The 22,889-nt window shown below is 37.5% G+C and carries 16 protein-coding genes; 7 read left to right on the plus strand and 9 right to left on the minus strand.

Features of this window, described 5'->3' with window-relative positions; all coding sequences use genetic code 11:
- Positions 1–78: 78 nt before the first annotated feature.
- Complete coding sequence (locus tag FRZ67_RS21005; protein WP_147192536.1) at positions 79–1,092, minus strand: dipeptide epimerase; 1,014 nt, start codon at positions 1,090–1,092, stop codon at positions 79–81.
- Positions 1,093–1,252: 160 nt separating this feature from the next.
- Positions 1,253–4,402, minus strand: coding sequence for a 4-alpha-glucanotransferase (locus tag FRZ67_RS21010; protein ID WP_225975424.1), 3,150 nt, complete (start codon positions 4,400–4,402; stop codon positions 1,253–1,255).
- A gap of 419 nt (positions 4,403–4,821) precedes the next feature.
- Here FRZ67_RS21010 and FRZ67_RS21015 point away from each other — a divergent pair, with 419 nt between their 5' ends.
- Complete coding sequence (locus tag FRZ67_RS21015; protein ID WP_192903888.1) at positions 4,822–6,048, plus strand: TCR/Tet family MFS transporter; 1,227 nt, start codon at positions 4,822–4,824, stop codon at positions 6,046–6,048.
- A gap of 166 nt (positions 6,049–6,214) precedes the next feature.
- On the opposite strand, the gene FRZ67_RS21020 is transcribed toward FRZ67_RS21015, so the two are convergent.
- On the minus strand, positions 6,215–6,721 hold the full coding sequence (locus tag FRZ67_RS21020) for a c-type cytochrome (protein ID WP_147192537.1): 507 nt from the start codon (positions 6,719–6,721) through the stop codon (positions 6,215–6,217).
- A gap of 638 nt (positions 6,722–7,359) precedes the next feature.
- Here FRZ67_RS21020 and FRZ67_RS21025 point away from each other — a divergent pair.
- Complete coding sequence (locus tag FRZ67_RS21025; protein WP_147192538.1) at positions 7,360–7,935, plus strand: porin family protein; 576 nt, start codon at positions 7,360–7,362, stop codon at positions 7,933–7,935.
- A gap of 180 nt (positions 7,936–8,115) precedes the next feature.
- Complete coding sequence (gene lon / locus FRZ67_RS21030; protein ID WP_147192539.1) at positions 8,116–10,518, plus strand: endopeptidase La; 2,403 nt, start codon at positions 8,116–8,118, stop codon at positions 10,516–10,518.
- Between the two features lie 283 nt (positions 10,519–10,801).
- Here the strand turns inward: lon and FRZ67_RS21035 are convergent, their stop codons facing one another.
- Together FRZ67_RS21035 and FRZ67_RS21040 are read right to left on the minus strand one after the other, a co-directional pair.
- The gene (locus tag FRZ67_RS21035; RefSeq protein WP_147192540.1) at positions 10,802–11,245 is read right to left on the minus strand and encodes a hypothetical protein; all 444 of its coding nucleotides are present in this window, start codon (positions 11,243–11,245) and stop codon (positions 10,802–10,804) included.
- 263 nt (positions 11,246–11,508) lie between these two features.
- Positions 11,509–13,551, minus strand: coding sequence for a glycoside hydrolase family protein (locus tag FRZ67_RS21040; RefSeq protein WP_147192541.1), 2,043 nt, complete (start codon positions 13,549–13,551; stop codon positions 11,509–11,511).
- A 343-nt stretch (positions 13,552–13,894) separates the two neighbouring features.
- Between FRZ67_RS21040 and FRZ67_RS21045 the strand changes: the two genes are divergently transcribed.
- A complete protein-coding gene (locus tag FRZ67_RS21045) occupies positions 13,895–15,199 on the plus strand; it encodes an MBOAT family O-acyltransferase (protein ID WP_225975604.1) in 1,305 nt (434 codons plus the stop codon).
- 10 nt (positions 15,200–15,209) lie between these two features.
- Positions 15,210–16,148 carry an SGNH/GDSL hydrolase family protein gene (locus FRZ67_RS21050; RefSeq protein ID WP_147192543.1) on the plus strand — a complete coding sequence of 313 codons (939 nt, stop codon included), beginning with the start codon at positions 15,210–15,212 and terminating at the stop codon, positions 16,146–16,148.
- Positions 16,149–16,257: 109 nt separating this feature from the next.
- Here FRZ67_RS21050 and FRZ67_RS21055 read toward each other — a convergent pair whose 3' ends face one another.
- The 4 genes from FRZ67_RS21055 to FRZ67_RS21070 form a co-directional block, all read right to left on the minus strand.
- Positions 16,258–16,722 (minus strand): hypothetical protein, encoded by a 465-nt coding sequence (locus FRZ67_RS21055; protein WP_147192544.1) that lies wholly within the window; start codon positions 16,720–16,722, stop codon positions 16,258–16,260.
- A 169-nt stretch (positions 16,723–16,891) separates the two neighbouring features.
- The gene (locus tag FRZ67_RS23835) at positions 16,892–17,023 is read right to left on the minus strand and encodes a hypothetical protein (protein ID WP_262713652.1); all 132 of its coding nucleotides are present in this window, start codon (positions 17,021–17,023) and stop codon (positions 16,892–16,894) included.
- Positions 17,024–17,116: 93 nt separating this feature from the next.
- Complete coding sequence (locus FRZ67_RS21065; RefSeq protein ID WP_225975425.1) at positions 17,117–17,440, minus strand: circularly permuted type 2 ATP-grasp protein; 324 nt, start codon at positions 17,438–17,440, stop codon at positions 17,117–17,119.
- 426 nt (positions 17,441–17,866) lie between these two features.
- A complete protein-coding gene (locus FRZ67_RS21070) occupies positions 17,867–20,800 on the minus strand; it encodes a TonB-dependent receptor (RefSeq protein ID WP_225975426.1) in 2,934 nt (977 codons plus the stop codon).
- A gap of 147 nt (positions 20,801–20,947) precedes the next feature.
- On the opposite strand from FRZ67_RS21070, the gene FRZ67_RS21075 reads away from it, so the two are divergent.
- Positions 20,948–21,877, plus strand: a complete 930-nt coding sequence (locus FRZ67_RS21075; RefSeq protein WP_147192545.1) for a phosphoribosylaminoimidazolesuccinocarboxamide synthase — start codon at positions 20,948–20,950, stop codon at positions 21,875–21,877.
- 134 nt (positions 21,878–22,011) lie between these two features.
- Complete coding sequence (hxpB, locus tag FRZ67_RS21080; RefSeq protein ID WP_147192546.1) at positions 22,012–22,671, plus strand: hexitol phosphatase HxpB; 660 nt, start codon at positions 22,012–22,014, stop codon at positions 22,669–22,671.
- The last annotated feature ends 218 nt before the right edge of the window (positions 22,672–22,889 follow it).

A 22,889-nucleotide genomic window follows, 5' to 3' on the forward strand; every position in this document is an offset into this window, starting at 1 on the left:
TGACAAACTGCAGTGCTACTATAAAGCTTTTGTTGTGTCACTCACTTGTACGTTCTGAGCTTAATTCAGCAAATAAATTCATTTCATTTTTATACCAAGACCTGGTACATCGGTGATCATAACTTTTCCAAAATCATAATCAATACCTGTTGCAATATCCTGCGCTAACAACAACGGGCCGTCCATATCTACAAAATCAAGTTGCGGAATAAACTGTGCTATTGCTGCACTACCAACAGTACTTTCATTCATGCAGCCCATCATTACTTTTAAATTAAGGCTGCGTGCTTTTTCTATCATCCGTATGGCAGGCGTAATGCCACTGCATTTGGTAAGTTTGATATTGATGCCATGAAAATGGTTGTGACATTTTTCTACATCATGTTCGCTTACGCAACTTTCATCTGCAAACAATGGTAAAGCTGATTGTTCAAATAAAACTTTCATGCCATCCCAGTTATCTTTTGCCAAAGGCTGTTCTACTAACTCAACACCAAGTTGTTTTAGTTGTAGTATTTTTTGCAATGCTTCTTCTAAAGTCCAGCCTGCATTGGCATCTACACGAAACACAGCCTCTGTATGTTTTCTTAATTCAGTAATTGTTTCAATATCATTCTCAGTACCTACTTTTATTTTATACACCGGCCATGGTTTTGCTTTCATTTTTGCAACCATGTTTTCTATGGTATCAATGCCGATGGTATAATCTGTAACAGGTGTATTTATCCATTCAGTATTCCATAATTTAGATAATGGTTGTGCTTTCATTTTGCCATAAAGATCCCATGCTGCCATATCTAATGCACAAACAAGAAATGGGTTTTTGGGTAAAAGATGATGTAAGTAATGCCAGTATCTTTCCGGCTCTGTAAATGCAAACTTTTCTATCATTGTTTTCTTCTGTTCAATATCTGCGATCATTTGCTCTATTGTAATATTATAATAAGTAATGGCAGGCGCTTCACCATAACCAATAAGGTTGCCTAACTGTAACGCAACTAATAAAGATGGCTGGTGTGTTTTTGTTCTGCCACCTGAAATGGTGAATGGATATTGAAAAGGAAGATTAATAGAATGATAATGCAGTTTCATGTACAATAATTATTTAGCTGAATTATTTTCAAAGATAAAGCCACCCTGTTAATGAGGATGGCTTTATGTATTTTAGTTGTTGAGTCTTTTGTTACAGTACAAGAGTGCGACGCAACAAGAGCTTCCTGCAGGCATTGTAGTTTGGCTCATAAAAAAAATTTTATACTCTGCCGCTGGCTTTTATATTGGCTGCAAATTCTGTATTGAATTCATTTGCTTTTATAAGATCTTCCAATGTAAGGTGCATTCTGTAACGCCAGTAATGCTTTGGATTAGCGGGTACATTTATGCGCTCATCGTGGGGATTAGGACGACGGATTTTTCTATCGCTGCCGAGAATATCCTGCAACTGGAAGATACTCCACATGGCAGGTGAATAAAGATGTTGCACAACGATGGCTTTGTTTACCCATGCATCACAGAAATAAGGTGCAGCGCCCCATTGGCCAAGTTCATCATTGAAAAATTTTTGTGTAAGATTGCGGTCTTCTTCCCACCAGCCGCGAATAGTACTAATGTCATGTGTGGAAGGTGTAACCACACTCAAATAAGGAGCATCTGCAGGATGGAAGAATGTGCGTTTAGGATCTTTGGGCATGCGTTGAATTTCGAGACTAAGCAAACCTAACTGGCGCATTACTTCGGGTACGCAACCCGGCACCAGGCCAAGATCTTCTCCGCACACAAGCATATTGGTAGCTCGCTTTAGAGCAGGCAGTTTTTGTAAAGCGCCATACATCCAAAAATTATCCTGGCGTTTAAAGAAATAATCTATATATAATTCTTTCAGCTGATATTGAAGATGGGCATCAAGCTCTTTGAAAGAGATGGTGTCTTCTATGCCAAAGCGGAAGTGAAACTGCTGTCCCTGTGATCCTTCAGCTTCAAATAAAATAACATTGGAAAGCAAACTGAATAGTTGTTTTTTTAGCCAGCGGTTATGGTCATTATCCTGCTGCCAGCTAAAATAACTTTCTACTTTTTGCTGTGTGGCAAATTCAGGCTTTACCTGGTATCTGCCAAAGCCATCATAATTGAGGAAGGTATATTTTACATGATCTTTCTGATCGCCGAAATTATTATCCAATAATTGTTCGGTTATATATGGTTTGCAATAACGGGTATAATCAAACCATATTCCCTTTTGATTGAACTCATGAATGTGAACGGGAATGGAAGGTTCAAAATGACCCATGATGCCTTCTACAGAATGAGTAGGAATACTCCAGATGCGGAAGAAACCAAGTATATGATCTATACGAAATGCGTCGAAGTAATAACTCATTTGTTCAAAGCGTTGTTTCCACCACGCAAAGCCATCTTCTTTCATCTTCTCCCAGTTGTAGGTAGGGAAGCCCCAGTTTTGGCCGGTTACTGCAAAATCATCAGGCGGTGCACCAGCCTGCATATCCATGTGATATAATTCCGGATGCTGCCAGGCATCTGCACCATAACGATAAATACCAATAGGAATATCTCCTTTCACAATAATGCCATTGTCATGTGCATATTGGGCTGCTTCTTTTAATTGCAGGTGCAGCAGGTATTGTACGTATAAATGGATGGCAATCTCATCAAACGATTTTGCAGAAGGTTCTAACAATAAAGCTGCTTCTTCTGCATTATAATTTTTATGCGATTGCCATGTATTGAAATCTGCACTGCTGTACTTATCGCGGAAATAACAAAATGCAGCATAAGGAACAAGCCAGTGTTTGTTTAATTCAAAATACTGTTTGTAATCAGCAGAAGCGAATATTGTTTTCTTCTGCAATGGATATAATTGTTTTATAAAATTCCATTTCAGATTATTGACTGCTTCATAATCAATTGCCTCCAGTTTATTTAACCTTAGTTGCTCTTCTGTAATATCTTTTAATAAATCTGCATATATATCACCAGCGGCTTTTGCAAGATTTAAAAACATAGGGTGCAATGCAAATGCGGAGATAGCTGCATAAGGATAACTATCAGTCCATGTATGTGTAGCAGTCGTATCGTTTACAGGTAGTATTTGCACTAATTTTAATCCAACAGATTTGGCCCAGTCAACGAGTAGCTTGATGTCAGTAAACTCACCAATACCGCCACTGTTCTTTGAACGAAGGCTAAAGACAGGTATTGCTACGCCGGCACCTTTCCATGTATTGGCAGGCAATACCGCAAAGCCATCATTTACAATTGTCTTTTTATTTTTTACAAACGCATCGTATAATATACGGTTGTTGCCATCTTCGTAGCGAATGATTTTATTGGAACCAATATCATACACGCAATATTTATATACAATAGGGAACCACGCTTTTGAAAGATTGATCTTTGCAGCGTAAAAATCTTCTTTCTCCTTCTTATTCATCAATACCACATCTGCTTCATTCCAGTTACCCAACGCTACATCGTTTCCTATTATACAAAGTGTTTCTCCTTTTTTAAGTAAAGGGGCTTTTACTTTAAATGTATGAGTATATGTTTTAGGGGCTGTTATTTTTACTGGTGTATAATTCTGTTTAAGTAATACATTTTTAAAAGGCTCTGTATAAAATGCGTTCTCATAATAACCGGCAAAATTCCAGGAATCTATTATTAATATGTCTTCAGACGTAAATAATTCAGCTGTTAACACTTTATCACTACCCCAGTCATAACTGAGGGAACCATCATCATTTTTTAGCAGGTAATTATAAACAACACCTTCTTTTGGAAGATCATTTTTATCAAGGTCAATTGTAGCGGTCCAAAGTTCTTCGTTAAGGTATTGCATCGGTAATGCAGCTGCAATTTCATCGTTACCAAAAACCGGATGCTTGCCAGAAATGTATAATGACTGGCCATGCTTTGTATGAAACCTTACAACGAAAGTCACTTTTACAGCAGCAGATATTTCTGCTTTCTTTTCAACAGTTTTTTTTGCAGCAGCTTTTTTATCCGCAACTTTGGCTGGCTCTTTTTTCGCAAGAATTTTTTCCTTAGCAGATTTAGCTGTGTCTTCCTTTTTGGCGTTCTTTTCAGTAACTGCTGTATTTATCTCAGTTTCTTTTTTTACAGTTACAGATTTTTTTAAAGTCTTTTTTCCAGGCAGAGTCTGTAACTTTTTTTTTGCAAGGTTAGATTTTTGAATATTGTTAGTTGTTACATCGCCCACAACATTTGCTTCATCGTTTTTTATAGTCTTGCTTTTTTTCGGCGCCTTAATTTCTTTTGAAACAGGTTCTGTTGTTTCACTATTTTCTGTACCATTCAAAGCTTGTACCCGGGTTTCCTCAATATTTTTTGCTTTACTCATGTTGTAGTTTTCGGTTGCCGATTTCATAAAATTTTCCGAGTTGCGAAAATAAGTAAGATGCTTTAGTTGCATGTATCGCAAACAAGATTAATTATTTGCTACATAACGATCATTAGTTATTATGAGCCAGACTTTCGTGTTACAAATTAAACTGCCGTTGCGTCGCACACTTCGACTTTCAGTATTGTATGGAGCTTTATAAAACTGTTCGCGATTATTATGATAAGCATAAAATAAAACCGCGCAACAACTAATGTAAACGCTATCGCTGATCAGTGCATATGGCAATTCGTTAAGTAACAGTAAATGCTGCGGCTAAAATAAGTAATGTGTAATAAATACACAAATCTTTTATTGCGGTTTTCTTCTTTTAAAAAAACAAAAATATTTGTAATAGCAATTCCTGAAATTTGCCTGCTTCTGCAAAGCATGCTCAAATACTTCTGATGAGAAATAAAAAAGACGCTGCACTCGGTTTCATTTTCGTAACACTGCTTATTGACTCTATTGGCTTCGGTATCATTATTCCAATAATGCCTGATCTTATACGAGAAATGATTCATGGAGACCTCAGCAAGGCATCTGTGTATGGAGGCTGGCTTACTTTTTCTTATGCATTTATGCAGTTTGTTTGCGCCCCGGTAATGGGTGGATTAAGTGATAAATATGGGCGTCGCGTTGTGTTGCTTTGTTCCCTTTTTGGATTTGCCGTAGACTACATGTTTCTTGCACTGGCGCCAACTATAGCCTGGCTTTTTGTGGGTAGAATTATTGCCGGTATGATGGGTGCAAGTTTTACAACAGCCTCAGCATATATAGCAGATATTAGCACACCTGAAAAAAGAGCGCAGAATTTTGGTCTTATAGGCGCAGCATTTGGATTAGGTTTTATTATTGGCCCGGGTATTGGCGGTCAGCTTTCGCATTATGGTTTGAGGTTTCCTTTTTATGCAGCAGCTGGTCTTGCTTTGATAAACTGGTTATACGGTTTTTTTATTTTGCCAGAATCTTTGTCAAAACAAAATCGCAGGGAGTTTGAATGGAAAAGAGCCAATCCTTTTGGTATGATCAAACAACTTAGAAAATATCCATCACTTACCGGTTTACTTATTTCATTGATACTGGTTTATCTTTCTGCACATGCTATTCAAAGTACCTGGACATTTTATAGCATGGAAAAATTTAACTGGACACGTGAAACAGTGGGCTATTCTTTGACTTTTGTTGGCGTTATACTTGCTGTGGTGCAGGGCGGTTTGATTCGTGTTATTATTCCTAAGCTTGGTCAGCAGCGCAGTGCGTATGTGGGTTTATTATTATCCACTGCAGGTCTAATACTCATTGCATTCGCATCACAAGGATGGATGATGTATGCTTTTGTTATTCCTTATGCACTGGGTGGAATTACAGGACCTTCAATACAGTCAATCATATCACAAACAATTCCGCTAAATGAGCAAGGGGAAATACAAGGTGCATTGACAAGTTTAATGAGCGCTACTTCTATTATCGGACCTGTTATGATGACCTATATATTTCGCTATTTTACCAGCAGTACAGCACCTGTTATTTTTCCTGGTGCACCTTTTATTATGGCTGCACTTCTTACGTTAAGCAGTGCGATTATTGCTTATAGAAACTTTAAAGGTAAGCCTGTCTTTAGAAGAGCATAAAAAATTAATTGCTAAATAATAAGGAAGCCACACCATGGTGTGGCTTCCTTATTATTATAAATGTCAGAATAATTTCCCCGGCTTTCTTTGATGCAACACTTTCTGCAGTACAAGAGTGCGACGCAACAGTTGTTGCTTTATGGTTTAAGTGACGGGTAAATAAAAATTAATTTTTATTTGGCGCACCTGGAGGAGTTGGTGGTGGAGGTGGTGGAGACATTTTCATGCCACCCATACCGCCTGCCATTTGTTCCTGTATACCCTTGGCATCCGGGTGAGCTATACCTCTGTGACAGGTAATACATGTAACAGCATGTATTGTATCGGTCCTGGTCGAATTTTCGAAATTGAAATAGGTTGAGTTAATTCCCATGGTCATGCGCAGCATATGTCGTGCAATTCCTTTTTCAGGCTTGTCATCACTGTCAAATTTCCATCCCTGCCTGAAATCATCTCCTTCATGCACGTGGCAATACATACATTTTACACCGAGCGCATCATTGAAGCCGTGCATCACTTTGTCAAGGTCTTCATGAGAAATATCTTTGGGCAGCACCTGGAGGTTTTTATAACCTTCCTGCGGTTTGTCTGGAGTATAGGCCATCATGCCAAATGTGGCAAATGCACCTAATGCTAATAGCACTACAAGTTTGTTTTTGTTGGTTGTGAACATGGAATTTTTTTTCTAATGTATGAAATACTAATAATCTAATGAAATTAAGCGATGAAATTGGAAAATCAAGCGACAAAAAGATAATGTAACCAGTCAAACCTCATGTTTAATTTAATAAAGCAGTTAATTTTTCGTAGTTATCATAGTAGTTTTATCAGCTTCTGTTGTGTCACTCACTCGTACACTTTGCACATTAATGAGCTGAACGATGCAGTGTGCGACGCAACGAAAGTATAATAGTATTACTAATGATGGGCACATAAGTAATATCATTGTTTTGAAATTATATTCATGCTGATATTTTTTTGCTTGATGCATTTGGGATCTGTAACATTTTTTTCAGTAAAACGTATAACTTTTGTTTTTCTGTGTTGCATACGTTTCTTAAGTATTGTGCTGTTTTGTTTCATATGGTGCGTAACAATTTTCAATCAGTTTTTAACGGATGCCAAATTGAAATTGATTTTAAAATAGCATACAGGTATTTTACTTCAATAATCCGGAGATATAATATTGTGTAAACCGGTGTATATCATGTTAATTAGGATTTCTTTTAACAATACATGTTCAGCAGTGTTCGTTTTTTGCATTAATATGGCACAGGAATTGGCTAATAAAATTTTTAAAACAAACAAACTATGAAAAGGATCTTATTATCAGTTGTAACAATGTTTGCAGTTGTATCAATTGCAAATGCACAGGGGTTTCATCTTGGCGCCAAAGCAGGCGCAAATCTTGGTAAGATAGACGGCACATCTTTTAAAGATGAGTTTAACCTGGGTTATCAACTCGGAGGATTTGCTGAAATTGATTTTACAAAGGGTTTTGGTATACAACCCGAAGTATTGTTTAGCCAGACAAACACCACTGTTACAGATGAACCTTTGAGCGGTTTAAAAGGGGGAGAAAAAATAAATCTCAATTATATAAGTGTACCTGTTCTCTTAAGACTAAATGCGAGCAAGCTGTTAACATTTCATGTAGGTCCGCAATTTAGCATACTTACCAATAATCACAAGACAACAGCAGGCAATGTTGTTGATGCATTTAAAGGTGGAGATTTTGCAATGGTTGCCGGTGCGCAGGTAAATCTTGGCATGCTTAAAGTGTATGGGCGTTATAATATTGGATTAAGTGATATAAAAGATGTAAGTGATCAAGGTAATTGGAAGAGCCAGCAAATACAATTTGGCGTAGGCATTAAAATTTTGTAATCGCTGACTTTTAGATATACTAACGTGGCGCAAAGAAAAAATCTTTGCGCCTTTTTTACGTCAATTTGTTAGTGGAGCAACAATTGATTTCCTTTGGCACTTTAATTGACCAATTGTACTTCCGCCCTGAATTTGTTATATTCAGGCTATTAATGACAATTTGACTTTAAGAAAAGAATTATGAATATTAATGGATTAATGTTTGGAACAGATGAGGATACAGATTTTCTTCCTATAATTCCCATCAATGAAAATGAGAGTGAGCAGGATAAGAACATGCCCATTCCTGATACACTTCCATTGCTACCCTTGCGAAATACAGTTTTGTTTCCAGGTGTTGTAATCCCAATAACAGTTGGACGTGATAAAAGTATAAAAGCAGTTAATGATGCTTACAAAGGTGATAAACTGATTGGTGTTGTGGCACAAAATGATTCGAATATAGAAGACCCGGAGCTGAAAGATCTTTGTACCACAGGAACAGTGGCTAAGATCGTTAAGCTTATTAAAATGCCCGATGGGGGCACTACTATTATTATACAGGGAAAGAAGCGTTTTAAAATGCTATCCATAGTAGAAGAAGAACCATATTTTAAGGCTAGTATTCAGTTGCTGCCCATGGATGAATTACTTGCAGGGGATGACTTTGATGCGTATACTGCTACTATAAAGGATCTTGCTGCGCAGATCATTCAACTTTCACCCAATATGCCTACGGAGGCTTCTATTATTTTAAAGAATATAGAGAACGCTTCATTCCTCATAAACTTTGTAAGTAGTAATTTAAACAGTGAGTTGACAGAAAAGCAAACACTGCTTGAAACAGATGATATAAAATTGCGGGCAGAAAAATTGGTGCATCTTTTACAACGTGAATTACAATTTGCCGAATTAAAAAACAAAGTAACCAATAAAACGCGTACTGAAATTGATAAGCAGCAAAGAGAATACTTTTTGCAGCAACAGATGAAGAGTATTAAAGAAGAACTGGGTGGCGATACCAACGAGCGTGAAATAGCTCAAATGAAGAAAAAAGCCGAAACAAAAAAATGGCCAGATGCTGCAAAAAGTATGTTCAAATCCGGTGTTGAAAAACTTGAACGCATGCATCCAAGTACACCCGATTATTCTGTTGTATATAATCATTTGGACCTGATGCTTGATCTTCCATGGCAGGATTATACCACAGACAATTACGATCTTAAACGTGCCGCCAAAATATTGGATAATGATCACTATGGCATGAAAAAAATAAAAGAACGTATTCTCGAATATCTCGCAGTATTAAAACTAAAAGGAGATATGAAGAGTCCCATTCTTTGTTTTGTTGGGGCTCCTGGTATTGGTAAGACATCTCTGGGTAAAAGCATTGCACATGCAGTAGGCAGAAAATATGTGCGTGTGAGTCTTGGGGGCCTGCATGATGAAAGTGAGATACGCGGCCATCGTAAAACATACATTGGTGCAATGCCTGGCAGGATCATACAGAATATCAGAAAAATAAAATCCTCAAATCCTGTAATGATATTGGATGAAATCGATAAGATCGGCAGCGATTTTCGTGGTGACCCTTCTTCTGCTTTGTTGGAAGTCTTAGACCCGGAACAAAACAATAGCTTCTACGATAATTATCTTGAACTGGAGTATGATCTTAGCAAGGTATTGTTTATAGCAACTGCAAATAATATTCAGAATATTCAACCTGCCTTGCGCGACCGGCTTGAGATTATCGACCTAAGTGGATATGCAGTAGAAGAAAAAATTGAAATTGCAAAACGTCACCTTGTTCCCAAACAAAAAGAGGCGCATGGATTGGATAAAGTCAATTTTAAGATAAGTGATAAAGTACTGGAAAAGGTAATTGAACAATATACCAGAGAGAGTGGTGTACGTGAGTTAGACAGGCAGCTTGCCAGTATTATGCGTTTCGAAGCAAAAGAATATGCTGTAAAAAATAAGATCAAATCAATACTCACACAAAATGATGTAGAAAAAATTCTTGGTTCATCCCGTTACAGTAATGAGATATATAAAACGGCCAATATGCCTGGTGTAACAGTTGGTCTTGCATGGACATATGTTGGCGGCGACATCCTTTTTATAGAAACAGTTTTAAGTGACGGAAAAGGTGATCTTAAACTTACCGGCAATCTTGGTAATGTAATGAAAGAAAGTGCCACCACGGCTTACACTTATTTACAGGCAAACGCAAAAAAGTTGGGCGTTGATCCTGAGTTTTTTGGTAAAAAAAATCCACACATTCATGTGCCGGAGGGCGCTGTTCCAAAAGATGGGCCAAGTGCAGGTGTTACTATGCTTACATCACTTGCCTCTGCATTTACAGGCAGGAGAGTTAAACCATACCTGGCAATGACAGGAGAAATTACTTTGCGCGGACAAGTACTGCCGGTGGGGGGTATTAAAGAAAAAGTACTCGCAGCAAGGCGGGCGGGCCTCAAGGAAATTATTCTCTGCGCACAAAACGAAAAAGATGTAAAAGAAATCGACAGCAATTTTATAAAAGGCCTGCAGTTTCACTATGTAAAAACAATGCAGCAGGTACTCGATATTGCTCTACAATAATTTTTGCAACCGGCATCAACAAATATGGCGTTGTTCTTGTTGTTATGTAGTTGAATTATTTTTCATGTTGGTTGTTTTAAGGGTTAATGATCCTCCATTTCTATGGGGGATTTTTTTTGCTTAACTTATGGATCGCTGTCATCTTTGTTGTGTCACTCACTTGTACTTTCAGAATGCCTTTCAGCAGGTATTTGCATTGTTTTAGGTAAGCGATAATAAAAACAATATGGCAGCTCAAGGCTGCCATATTAAAAGTGGGCATGTGTTTTTCAAAAATCAGCCATTATATAGTAATATCCAATCTGCCAGATTTTGCACCAGTTGATACAACTGTTCCATCCTGCATTTCCAGTTGACTTCCCTTTGAATCATAGATAAGTACATATTTTACTTCAAGGTGTTCTTTTTTGTCCAATATGCCTGGAACTATGATTTTTTGAGACATTGCCTGGTCTGCGCTGGGATATTGCTTCAGCAATTTTGCATCCATTGTTTTTTCCCAAACAATTGTGCGGCTATGCTTACTAACCTTTTCTACAATAATATGCACCTGGGCAGAGGTTTGGTTATAGGCATCAGATGTATAATTGTTTGCCCTGTAAACAGAGAAAGCAATGCTTTTTTCTACTGGTCTTTCGGTTAATGCCTGTTTTATGGGTTTATATGCAATTAACCCTATTACTACTGTAGCTGCTACAATTCCTGCGATAATTAAATTCTTTTTCATAATGTCCTCCTTATATTTTCAGTACTTGTGTTTGATTATTACAAGTCAAAAGTAAGTACTATGTAACACATAGTACCATGTTTTAAGTCGAACGGTTATTAGAATTGATGAACGGGAATAAAAATTAAAATGATCAGATAAGGACGGAAAGTACAAGTGAGTGACACAACGAAGCTTAACAGATGGGTGAAAGCCGGTTTAAAAATAAATCTTAATAAAAAAAGCCCCGCTGACAGCAGGGCCTTTTTATTGGCTGATAATTATTATCTTAAAATTTCTATAGAATTAAAAATAGTATTATCACCTGATAAATATTTAATAGATATATCGCAACTATGTTCGAGCTTTTGAGCAAAAACAGCGTCTATCGTTACTAATTTAGTTTGCCAGTTCCCGGAATTGGTGCATATTACTTTATACGCTTCTTTTTTAGCGGAGCCATCAAAATAATTAAGTGACCATGATCCGGTGCCCTTATCAAGATAAATTATTTTTATAGAAACTTTTTTTTGAGACGTATTGTCTTTGAAAAAGGTCTTATCCAATGCAAAGAACATTTCAGTTCTGCCGGTTTTAGCTTCAAAACCACGGGCAAATCTTCCATAAGGCTGATTCCCCGGACCAACACGCCAGTAGCCACGGCTTGTAGTATTTGGAGAATATTGGGTAAGGAAACGATAATAATTATCGGGGATGAGATTTACGCCGATATCATTGATAACCATATTAGCTTCTCTCTTTTTCTGGTAATTGGTTGACTGATCTTTACCCGCACCTTTTTTAGTTTTAGCCGCTAATTTTTCCTGGCGCTTTGCGTTTAGTGGTCTGCCGTCTTTTGTTGTAGTGCGTGTTTGTTTATATGTTTCTGCGCTATTGTCACTTTCTGGTGTAGCATCAAGGTCACTAAAATCTCCTCTTTTAGCCCCATAAGCAGAGTACTCCTGTAAAATTTTATTAATCCTTTCTTCAGAGAGATTATTGTTTTTAGCTGTAGATTCAACAGCACCCTGGTCCTCATCATTATCTTCATCTTCGGCATCACCTGTTTTGATGGCTTTCATTTTCTTTTTTTCTACTTCTCTTGTATAGTTGGTAACCTTTTCAGGATCGAGAACTGGCCCATATTTCGATTCTGGAAAGCGCTTTGTATCTGCGGCATCCAATGCATCTTTTAAAACGCAAAAAGCACCGGGTGATTCTGAAGCTACTTTTTGACCAGCATATAGATTGAAAAAATTAAAGGCAATTGTGTCAGTAGGGTTTTGAAGATACTTTGGAGCTGCATTAAAAATGTCCAGACCAAAATGAAGTGCTGATGTTAATAAAGCATACATATTCCAGCTTTCATTTTGATTAAACCATGTACCCTGAACAGTGATTTCGCCACGTAGCCTACTTGAACTGATGTCTTGCTGCGTTTTAGTTTCCATTTTTTTCATTCGATCATAAAAATCCAATTCGCCATTAAATTGGTAAGTGTGCGAGATATCCCCTGCCTTCATCCAAACGCCCGGTAAATTATTAAATAGCCAATTGAAATATTTTCCATCATTTGCCTGGTTAACGAGTAAATGAACACTTGGGTTTTCAGATGCACAGAGCTTATACATGTAAGTCCATACTTCTTTTTTAAAATCGAACCATTGTTGTTCAGAGATATTATATTTTGAATCATCAAGCAAGCCTTTATAAGGTTGCGGATCTCCTGTACTTCCTTCTGCTGACATCCACATAACAACTTTATCCCTGATCTTTGGGGGCATTTTTTTTATGTGCTCAGATATTTTAGCGAGCATATTGTAATATCGGTCTTTGTAAGTTTTATCCAGATAATAAGGAAATTCTCCAGATCTTTTAACTGTTTGGGAGGTAACTTTTGGAACACCATTACTATACAACCATTCCGGGCTGTGTGGCCCTACCCAAACCATGAAACCAATTGCAAGGTTATGATCAGCAGCAAATTTCATTTGTTCGTCAAAATAATTCCAGTCAAAATTATCTTTTTGAGGTTCCAATTTTCTCCATTGATAAACAATATACCAGCCTTTGAGAAAACTGTACTTTGTCATTTGATCAGAAGTTAATTCTCCACCCCCCCAAACACCCCAAATACTATTGTATTTTCCAGTTGTATTATATACTATATTATTGGTTGAAGCGTTATTTGTACCAGAATTGTTTTGATTTGAAGCGGTGGTATTTTCTTTTTCGTTCTCGTTACTTTGTGCGTTATTTGTAGGGGTTGAGCAAAGCGTCATGAAAAGCATACAGAAAGCGCCAAAGAAGATTTTGTTGTATAACATATGGTGTAGGTTTAATTAATAGTCTTATTTCATGATGCAGCAGCAAAAAAACTATTATCGTGCCGAAGTTATATTAAAGTATTTCTTGTTTAATTACTTTTATCTTTTAAACCGAATAGGCTCCAATAATCAGAATAATTTAATATGCCATGATGTTTGAGACGGTCAGGCTGTTGATTTTTTCAGTATCATTGCGGCTAAATTCCTATCCAAAACTATACGTTTAATGGTATTCAATTCATTAATCTTCATCGCTTTTTTTATCGTTGTAACAACCCTTTTTTTTGTATTGCCACATAAATACAGATGGTTCTTATTGTTAATGGCAAGCTGTTATTTCTACATGTACTTCTTGCCCATTTACATTCTGATACTGGGTTTTACAATTGTGGTTGATTATTTTGCAGGTATCTATATTGCCAAAAGCGAGGGCCGGAAAAGAAAATTATGGCTTATTTGCAGTTTAGTTGCCAATATTGGAGTGCTGGCATTTTTCAAATATTATAACTTCCTCAATTATAATATCGCATCTTTATTAGGTGACTTTGGGTATAAAGATCCAATCCCTCACCTTGATATATTACTCCCTGTAGGTCTTTCATTCCACACTTTTCAGGCCATGAGTTATACCATTGAAGTTTATCGTGGTCATCAAAAACCTGAAAAACATTTTGGTATTTATGCATTGTATGTGATGTTTTATCCACAGTTGGTAGCAGGTCCAATTGAACGTCCGCAAAATATATTGCACCAGTTTTATGAGAAAAAATATTTTGATTACGACAGGGTTGTAAGTGGTTTAAAATTGATGTTATGGGGCTTTATTAAAAAGCTGGTGGTAGCAGACCGACTTTCTATATATGTAGATGCAGTTTATAACAATGCCCAGCATCATAGCGGTATAAGCATGGCAATAGCCACAATCTTTTTCGGTTTTCAGATATACTGTGATTTTTCCGGTTATTCCGATATAGCTATTGGCGCAGCAAAAGTAATGGGCTATGATCTGATGACCAATTTCAGAAGGCCGATGTTCATTTCAAAAAGTGTAGGTGAATTGTGGCAGCGTTGGCACATATCTCTTACAACATGGTTCAGGGATTACCTTTATTTTCCTTTAGGTGGTAACAGGGGAGGAGCATTAAAAAGCACAAGAAATGTACTTATTGTATTTGCGTTAAGTGGTTTGTGGCATGGAGCTAACTGGACATTTGTAATATGGGGTCTCCTAAATGGATTACTCATTTCCGTAGAAAGGCTTATTAATCCATTCCTGCGTAAAATTCATAAACTGCTTGGGTTTACAGCTAACTTTTTTAGAAGCATTGGGGTATTTGTATTTGTAACGCTCACTGCAGTTTGGTTTAGGTCGTTGACAGTAGAGCAGGGTTGGTATATTACCAAGTCAATACTTACCATGAAACATGGCGGAATTTTCAAAGGGGAGCCACCAACTAATTTTGCATACTACCTGTTCGCTGTTTTTTTTCTTGTTATAGTGGAACATATACAGGAATACTATCCAAACTTTAAAATTATGGGTAATAGTAATGTTGTGGTAAGGTATACGGGTTATGTTTTGCTGCTTACAATTTTACTGATGGTGGGTGTATTTAATGGTGGTCAATTTATTTATTTCCAATTTTAAATCCAGCACTATGAATAAGGATTACATAAAATTTATTAAAAAAGCCTTCCTGCTGCTTGCTATAATGTTTATAGTAGACAGAAGCCTTGGAGGCCTCGTTGAATACTTATACCTGCACGAGCCAATGGGCGATGTGGCTGCCTTCTCACATGCTATCAATAATCCAACTGAGGACCTGTTAATCTATGGAAGTTCACGCGCAGTCCATACTTACAATACAAAAGTATTTGTAGATACACTTGGCGTTTCTACTTTTAATTGCGGTCGTAATGCTTCCAATGTTATTTATCATTCCGCAATTTTACCCGGGGCACTTAATGGCCCACATAAGCCCAAAGCAATTGTGCTTGATCTTGTAGCAAAAGAAATAGCATGGCGTTCAGACCAATACGGTGGAGATGTTTTGGCAAATATGCTATTGCCGTACGTGCTTACCAACGATAATTTTGCATCGCTTGCAAAAGATCTTTTTCCCAAAGAATATTATAAGGCCAGAGTATCTAAACTATACGCTTATAACTCGCACATAGTTTCTATTATTAAAAATTATTCACGTCGTCACAATGATAATATAAATGGTTTTCAGCCTTTACATGGTAGCAAAGTATCCAAAGAGCCCGAAGTATATACCGCGGGCGTCGATAAGATCGATGAATTTAGTAAGGAGAAATTAGAGTATTTCGTGAAATCTGTTACCGACAAAAAAATACCGCTCGTTGTTATCGTATCCCCCATGTATGTGCAGCCATTCAAAGAAAATTATGCGCTTACACTGAGCAAACAGATCGTTGCCAAATATGGCGTACAGGTTTGGGATTATTCTACGGATCCAAGGTTTGTAAAAAAGGAACTTTTTTATGACATGGCTCATATGAATGCAGAAGGCGCTAAATTATTTTCCGAAGAAATTGCGTCAAGAATGAAGCGCGAAGGGATTATTAAGCAATAATTTTTTTGTTTCGGGCAATGGTAAAAGATGGCATCGCCTGTTGTGTCACTCACTTGCTCGCTTTGTTCATTAATCAGCATTTTAAAACTTCTCAAAACGCCTTGTAATTCTACGATTCTATACCAGCCTTATTATTTCTTAATAATAAGTAGGTCCATACAATATGCACTAGTAGAAGACTACATATAACAAGCAGGCCATAAGAAATATTCAGAAAAGTTTTTATTGTAATTTCTGTTTCAGAAGGTATTTGTTTGATCAGTTCATTTAACTGATCCGGATTTGTAATGATAGCAATACAACTTACCACACCCATTAGACTGAAAATAAAAGCAACTATTGCATTTACCTGTAACCAGTCTTTTTGTTTTTTACTCATTTGGCGTTTACCAATAACAACATAAGCAAAGAACCTGTTAGCAAACCATCCGTACAGCACAACACCTGCCATTAAGAAACATTGGAAAAGTACAGCCGGGTTTGAGAACGCCATCATAATGCCAAACAATGTTATCATAGCAAGTAAAGAGCAAAACACTGTAACAATAAAACTAAGTATGCGGTAAATGATCATTGTATATATTTATTTTCAGGACTGCAAAGAAACTAAGTATTGCGCTATATAAAATGACACATACAGTTAATTTTTGTATAGTAGCACTGTTTGTTGAATAATGATAGGAACGTAAAAGTGAGTGACACAACGGAGGCTTAATATATGATCAACAGTGGGAACCAAAAAGTTATTGTTGTTGCTGTTCCGCAATATGTGCCTCAATCATATCATCTTTAATGCCTGAATCCACAAGCTCTATTTGTACGTTGTTTACTTCTTCAAAAATGTGTCCATCCTCATAGCCAACAGAAACATACACTGATGAATTTTGTTTGGCAGGCCCTTAAAAGTTCCTCTTACGGGGCTGCAATCGTTGAATGCCTGCCCACAGCCAGTTTAATGTGATTGTTGGTTACCCACATATTGTTGGTGGGATCAATTCCGGCCCAGCCAACTCAGCAGGTATTACACCTGCCTTTATAATTTCCTGGTCATTGTAAATATCTTTCAGGAAAAGGTTCAGCGCTTTCAATCTTTGCTGAATGCCTTTCTCTACATGATCCCATTCTTTGCCTGTAATGATGCGTGGAATAATATCGAAAGGTAATATTCTTTCAATACCTGCATTATCGCTGTACACGGTGAAAGTTATACCCTGGTTCATAAAAAGTTCACCGGCCAGCCTGTCTTTCAGGTGAAGATCATTTACCTGTAAATACTGGAGTGCATTAAACACTTTACTCTAAGGCTCACGCACCTGTTTTTTATGGCACATTTCATCCCATATGCCTTCCCCGCAATTATAGTCAAACAAATTTTCAATGCTCATATGCGCGGTATTTATATAAAACGTAAAAGGGTTGCACTCCATAAAAAATGGCAGGCAACCCTTTACCTGCTCAATACAAGAAGAATGGTATCAGGAAAAATTTTTACAGTAAGTTAAGGTAGTTTTTTTAGGATGCCTGCTTTTGTATTATATGGCATCGGTTGTTGTGTCACTCACTTCAACGTTAAGATCGTTAATGAACAAAACGTACAGGAGTGCGACGCAACAAAAGCCAAATACCTGTACATAAGCCGTGTACAAAAAATAATTATATTAAAAGAGAAACCCTCCACAGTGAGAGGGTTTCAGAGCAAAGCAAGCAACCATTAGGAACTAAAAAACATTATAGCCAAAACTTACATAGTATAAGCCGCCTATATAAGGATTACCAAATGCATTACGATAGTAATTATTAAAGAGGTTAGTAGCGCCGAGTTTGATTAGGTTTTTTGATTTACCAATTTTATAGCTCAGCAAAAAATCCATTGTGCCGAATGAGGGTATCTGTCCTGTACCAAAAGTGCCTTCCCAATCAACTTTATCCTGCCATTTGTAAAGTATATTGAAACCAATTCCTTTAAATGCATTCGGATTACCAAAGCCAAGGTTGTAACGTATTTTTGGCGTGTTGAAGAAAGCTACAAAACCTTCGTCAACATCTTTTAACTGGTCGCCATAAATATTTGCTTTAATGGTATAACCTTTCCCTGCAGCATATTCCCCACCAATGCCCCATCCATTTGCTGTTACAGGGTGAGTGCTGTTAGTTACAAAGGAATAATTTTGCGTAGTAAATGGACTTAAAAGTTCAGTATAAGTTTTTGTAGCATCCATACTTGCACCACCACCTACAGCTACTCTACCAATAAAGTCTTTGTATTTGCTGGTATAATAATAAGCATCAATGAGTAATTTTTTTGCTATAATACCCCTATAACCTATTTCAAAAGATTGCATAGATTCAGGACCAACTTTTGCTAATTGTACCTGAACAAGTTTTGTTGGATCAGGTACTCCCGTTTGTCCATATGCATCCCTGTAAGCCACGATACTTTCTGCAGTGAAAACAGGATTAGTAGAGGAAAATTTATAGTGATCGTCAAAACTAGGCAGTGACCCAATCAAAAGACTTCCTGGTGTTCTCAGATTGATCCATTGATCCTGGTTAGTAGGGAAACGATATGCCTGCTGGTAGGAAAGACGTATACGATTGTCTTTGGCAACTTTTACAGAAGCTGTTACTCGTGGTGTAAAGCGACCGTCGAAATTTTCATTTTTATCAAATCTTCCTGAGGCAGTTAATTTCAATACATCATTAAGCAAAGCCTTTTGTAATTGTACGTAACCACCAAATTCTCCAATTTTTATAGAACCCATTGTATCAGCGAAAATAGTACCATTAGAATTTAAGTTATACCAGCGATAGCTGGCACCTACAAGAACATCTATTACTTTAATATAAGGAGTCAAGTTATATTGTCCTTCGAATTGATATAGACTTGATTTATCTGCAAATTGTGAGCCTCCTTTGCTGATAGAGGTAGTAACTGAATTATTAAAAGCAGTATTAAATGCCGCAGATCCAGGCAAAGCCCTTCCTGAATCAGCTTTACTGCGGGCATACGCATGTGCAGTTTCAGCATCACCCCCACCTAAAACAACACCTGAATAATAACCCACATATTGTCCAAACCAATCACTATTTGCTTTCCATGCATTGTTTACTGCCAAAGCAGTAAGCGTTGAAGCATAGGAGTCGCCTGAATTTTCCTGAGTAGTATACCCTCTGAAGAACCAGTTTTTGCTTTTGATTTCTAATTTATATTGACCAATTCTAAAATTTTTTAATGAATATCTGTCAGCACCTGTATAAACACTTGTTCCTGATCCCCAATTACCTGTTAGCGATAGCTGGGTGCTGTTTGTTATATTAAAATATAAACCAGCAGTAAATTTTAAATTTTTGGCATCATAATTAACGATATCCTTTTCATAATAGCCGGTGCGGCTTACATTCTGCGAGCCATAAATATTATTCCTTAAACCCAAATAAAATGGCAAAAGGTTTGTTGTAGATTGAGCCAAACCACCACTGGGGTCAATATTATAAAGTCCACCGATTGCAGCAGTAACTTGATCGGGAGTTGGCATCGGAGAAGGTAGGTACGTATTCAAATAGTTTACTATATCTAAAGTACCTCCTGTTGCGGCAAGTATACCTTGCTGAGTTTGATATTGTACAACGTTTGCAAATGCATTCATATTCGCGCTTGCTTCATCACCAAATACATTCACTCCATCGTAATTAGGGTCACTAGCTCTTGTGCCTGGTATTATTTTGCTCAGTACGTTGGTGCGTAAAAGATTAGTACTGTCATCAGCCTGCCAATCATCTGCTTTTATATATTCTGCACCAACTTTAAAAGCAAATTTCTCAGAGATTTTTTTACCCCAGCGCAAACTCCAGTCATAAAAAGGAGAAGCATCATGCCTGTAATCGCTTACATGGTTAACACCTTGTTTTATCTGGAAACTTACACCCTGGTATTTGAAAGGGTCCTTACTGGTTACCAGCAAAGTACCATTCATGCCACCTGAACCATACAGTGCAGAAGATGCGCCGGATAATAATTCCATATTATCTACATCGAGTTCTGAGAGGCCTATTACATTCCCTACTGAAAAATTTAATGCAGGTGCAGCATTATCCATCCCATCTACCAACTGGTTAAAACGATAATTACCGCTTCCGTTGAAACCTCTTGTACTTACTGTTTTAAAAGTATAACTGGAAGTTGTTATATCTACGCCTTTCAGGTTATTTAATGCATCATAGTAACTGGCACCTGGTGTATTGCGAATTGTAGAGGAATTAACCCTGTCAATTGAAACTGGCGCCTCCATAATACGTTGCGGCAGTCTTGTAGCAGCAACTACAATATCCTGACCAAGCGCATATGATACTGTTAATTCTATGCTTATCGAGGCCTCACCATTGAACTCTACTTCTTTGGTCTCATAACCAATGGAACTAACAACTAAAGTAAAAGGAGGCTTCTGTGTTGTAGTGAACTTAAAGTTCCCCCTGTCATCTGTATAAGCACCCGCCGATGACCCTTTGACCATAACCGAAACAGCAGCAATAGATTCCTTGGTACCGCTATTCTTAACATTACCGGAAACGGCCGTAAGACTTTGGGCAAAACTGTTCAGGCTTATGCAACATATGGTGATGCAAACCATTAGAATGCGCTGACTCTTTCCCATAAGGATGTTATTTTAGTTGTTGAACAGACAATGATAACAATTGTTATTTTTTTACAAAAATTTTTCTTGTCCACATTTGTGCAGATAAATTAAGCTATTTCCTTCAGAATGCCATGTATTAAAACGATTATCAGGTAATTTTGACGCATGGCAAACTTTAAATTCCCCCACCAGACCTCTTTTTACAAAGGAAAAGTAAGAGATGTTTATAGCATCAATGATCAATGGCTGGTAATGGTTGCAAGTAATCGTATTTCGGCTTTTGATGTTATTTTACCAAGACCTATACCTTATAAAGGACAGGTTTTGAATCAAATAGCTGCATATATGCTGGATGCAACCAAAGATATTTGTCCCAATTGGCTTACAGATACTCCTGCACCCAACGTGGCCATCGGTAAAAAATGCGTGCCCTTCAAAATTGAAATGGTTGTTCGGGGCAATCTTACCGGCCATGCATGGCGTACCTATAACTCTGGTAAACGAACTTTATGCGGTGTAAGTATGCAGGAAGGGATGAAAGAAAATGATTTTTTTTCTGCACCCATTATAACGCCTTCTACAAAGGCATCCGAAGGGCATGATGAAGATATTTCTGCAGCTGAGATTATCGCTACAGGTCTTGCTACACAAGAAGAATGGGAAATATTAAGCAAATACGCACTCGCACTTTTTGCAAGAGGTAAAGAAATTGCTGCAAAAAGAGGTTTAATACTCGTTGATACAAAATATGAGTTTGGTAAACTTGGTGATGAGATCATTCTAATGGATGAAATTCATACGCCCGATTCTTCCCGCTATTTTTATGCAGATGGTTTTGAAGAAAGACAGCAAAAAGGCGAGCGCCAAAAACAATTGAGTAAAGAATTTGTACGTGAATGGCTTATAGCCAACAACTTTATGGGTAAGGAGGGGCAAACCGTTCCGGAGATGAAAGATGAATGGGTTGATACTATCTCTAAACGCTATATTGAATTATACGAGCATGTAATAGGCGAAAAATTCATTCCGCAGGAATTGAGCGATGATGAAACCTATGCCCGCATTATAAAAAGTCTTGAACATTTATCGGCATAAAATATTTTACTTTCACTGGTGATTAACGTTCCGAACGTACAAGTGAGTGACACAACAGGCTATGAGTAATATTACCAAAGCCGGTTTCAAAAAAATACTTACCAAAACTTTAAACGGAAACTCAAAAACTGCTCATGCAACTGAATACGGTTATTTTCGACATGGATGGATTATTGATAGACAGTGAACCACTCTGGAACGAAGCGGCAGCAGAGGTTTTCAAAATGTATGGCGTTACACTCTCCGAAGAACAATACAACAGCACTACAGGGCTGCGCACCAAAGAATTTGTACAATGGTGGTTTCAAAAATTCAATCTTGGTGATGCAGAACATGCACGTGCAGAAAAACTGATCTTCGAAAAAGTGATGCACAAAATAGAAGCAAAAGGAAACGTAATGCCCGGCGTGCAATATATTTTTCGCTTTTTTTATGAACGTCAGTTTAAAATTGGCATAGCTTCTTCTTCGCCGCTTGATATGATAGATATGGCCATTGCCATGTGCGGCATCAAAAATTTTGTGCAGGCAAAAGCATCTGCGGAAGACCTGCCTTATGGCAAACCGCACCCACAGGTTTATCTTGATTGCGCTGCAAGTCTCAATGCAGATCCCTTGGCCTGTCTGTGTTTCGAAGATTCTTTTCCCGGGCTTATCGCTGTAAAAGCAGCACGTATGAAATGCGTGGTAGTGCCGCATTTCAGCCAGCAAAAGAGTGACCGGTGGACTATTGCCGATCTAAAAATTTCTTCTCTTCAAAACTTTGGCGAACTACATTTGAATTTATTACAATAATATTTTTTGTTTGCCGGCTGCAATGCACTGGGCATCTCCTGTTGTGTCACTCACTTGTACGTTCAGATCAATAATGAACAGAAAGTACAAGAGTGCGACGCAACGAATGCATCATAGGTATGCTGCAGCCGGGTTCATAAAGGAAATAATACTTTCCAACTGTATATACCTGTTTACTACTTTATATACTTAGATACAACTTATGTAATTCTTTCACA

Origin of the sequence: Panacibacter ginsenosidivorans, assembly GCF_007971225.1 — a bacterium.
Lineage (GTDB): Bacteria > Bacteroidota > Bacteroidia > Chitinophagales > Chitinophagaceae > Panacibacter > Panacibacter ginsenosidivorans.

Excerpts from the sequence above, each read along its gene's own strand:
- FRZ67_RS21055 (WP_147192544.1), bottom strand. The coding sequence starts at position 16,722 with ATGATCATTTACCGCATACTTAGTTTTATTGTTACAGTGTTTTGCTCT.
- FRZ67_RS21070 (WP_225975426.1), bottom strand. The coding sequence starts at position 20,800 with ATGGGAAAGAGTCAGCGCATTCTAATGGTTTGCATCACCATATGTTGC.
- hxpB (WP_147192546.1), top strand. The coding sequence starts at position 22,012 with ATGCAACTGAATACGGTTATTTTCGACATGGATGGATTATTGATAGAC.
- FRZ67_RS21050 (WP_147192543.1), top strand. The coding sequence starts at position 15,210 with ATGAATAAGGATTACATAAAATTTATTAAAAAAGCCTTCCTGCTGCTT.
- FRZ67_RS21035 (WP_147192540.1), bottom strand. The coding sequence starts at position 11,245 with ATGAAAAAGAATTTAATTATCGCAGGAATTGTAGCAGCTACAGTAGTA.
- FRZ67_RS21020 (WP_147192537.1), bottom strand. The coding sequence starts at position 6,721 with ATGTTCACAACCAACAAAAACAAACTTGTAGTGCTATTAGCATTAGGT.
- FRZ67_RS21045 (WP_225975604.1), top strand. The coding sequence starts at position 13,895 with ATGTACTTCTTGCCCATTTACATTCTGATACTGGGTTTTACAATTGTG.
- FRZ67_RS21025 (WP_147192538.1), top strand. The coding sequence starts at position 7,360 with ATGAAAAGGATCTTATTATCAGTTGTAACAATGTTTGCAGTTGTATCA.
- FRZ67_RS21075 (WP_147192545.1), top strand. The coding sequence starts at position 20,948 with ATGGCAAACTTTAAATTCCCCCACCAGACCTCTTTTTACAAAGGAAAA.
- FRZ67_RS21005 (WP_147192536.1), bottom strand. The coding sequence starts at position 1,092 with ATGAAACTGCATTATCATTCTATTAATCTTCCTTTTCAATATCCATTC.
- FRZ67_RS21040 (WP_147192541.1), bottom strand. The coding sequence starts at position 13,551 with ATGTTATACAACAAAATCTTCTTTGGCGCTTTCTGTATGCTTTTCATG.
- FRZ67_RS21015 (WP_192903888.1), top strand. The coding sequence starts at position 4,822 with ATGAGAAATAAAAAAGACGCTGCACTCGGTTTCATTTTCGTAACACTG.
- FRZ67_RS21010 (WP_225975424.1), bottom strand. The coding sequence starts at position 4,402 with ATGAAATCGGCAACCGAAAACTACAACATGAGTAAAGCAAAAAATATT.
- lon (WP_147192539.1), top strand. The coding sequence starts at position 8,116 with ATGAATATTAATGGATTAATGTTTGGAACAGATGAGGATACAGATTTT.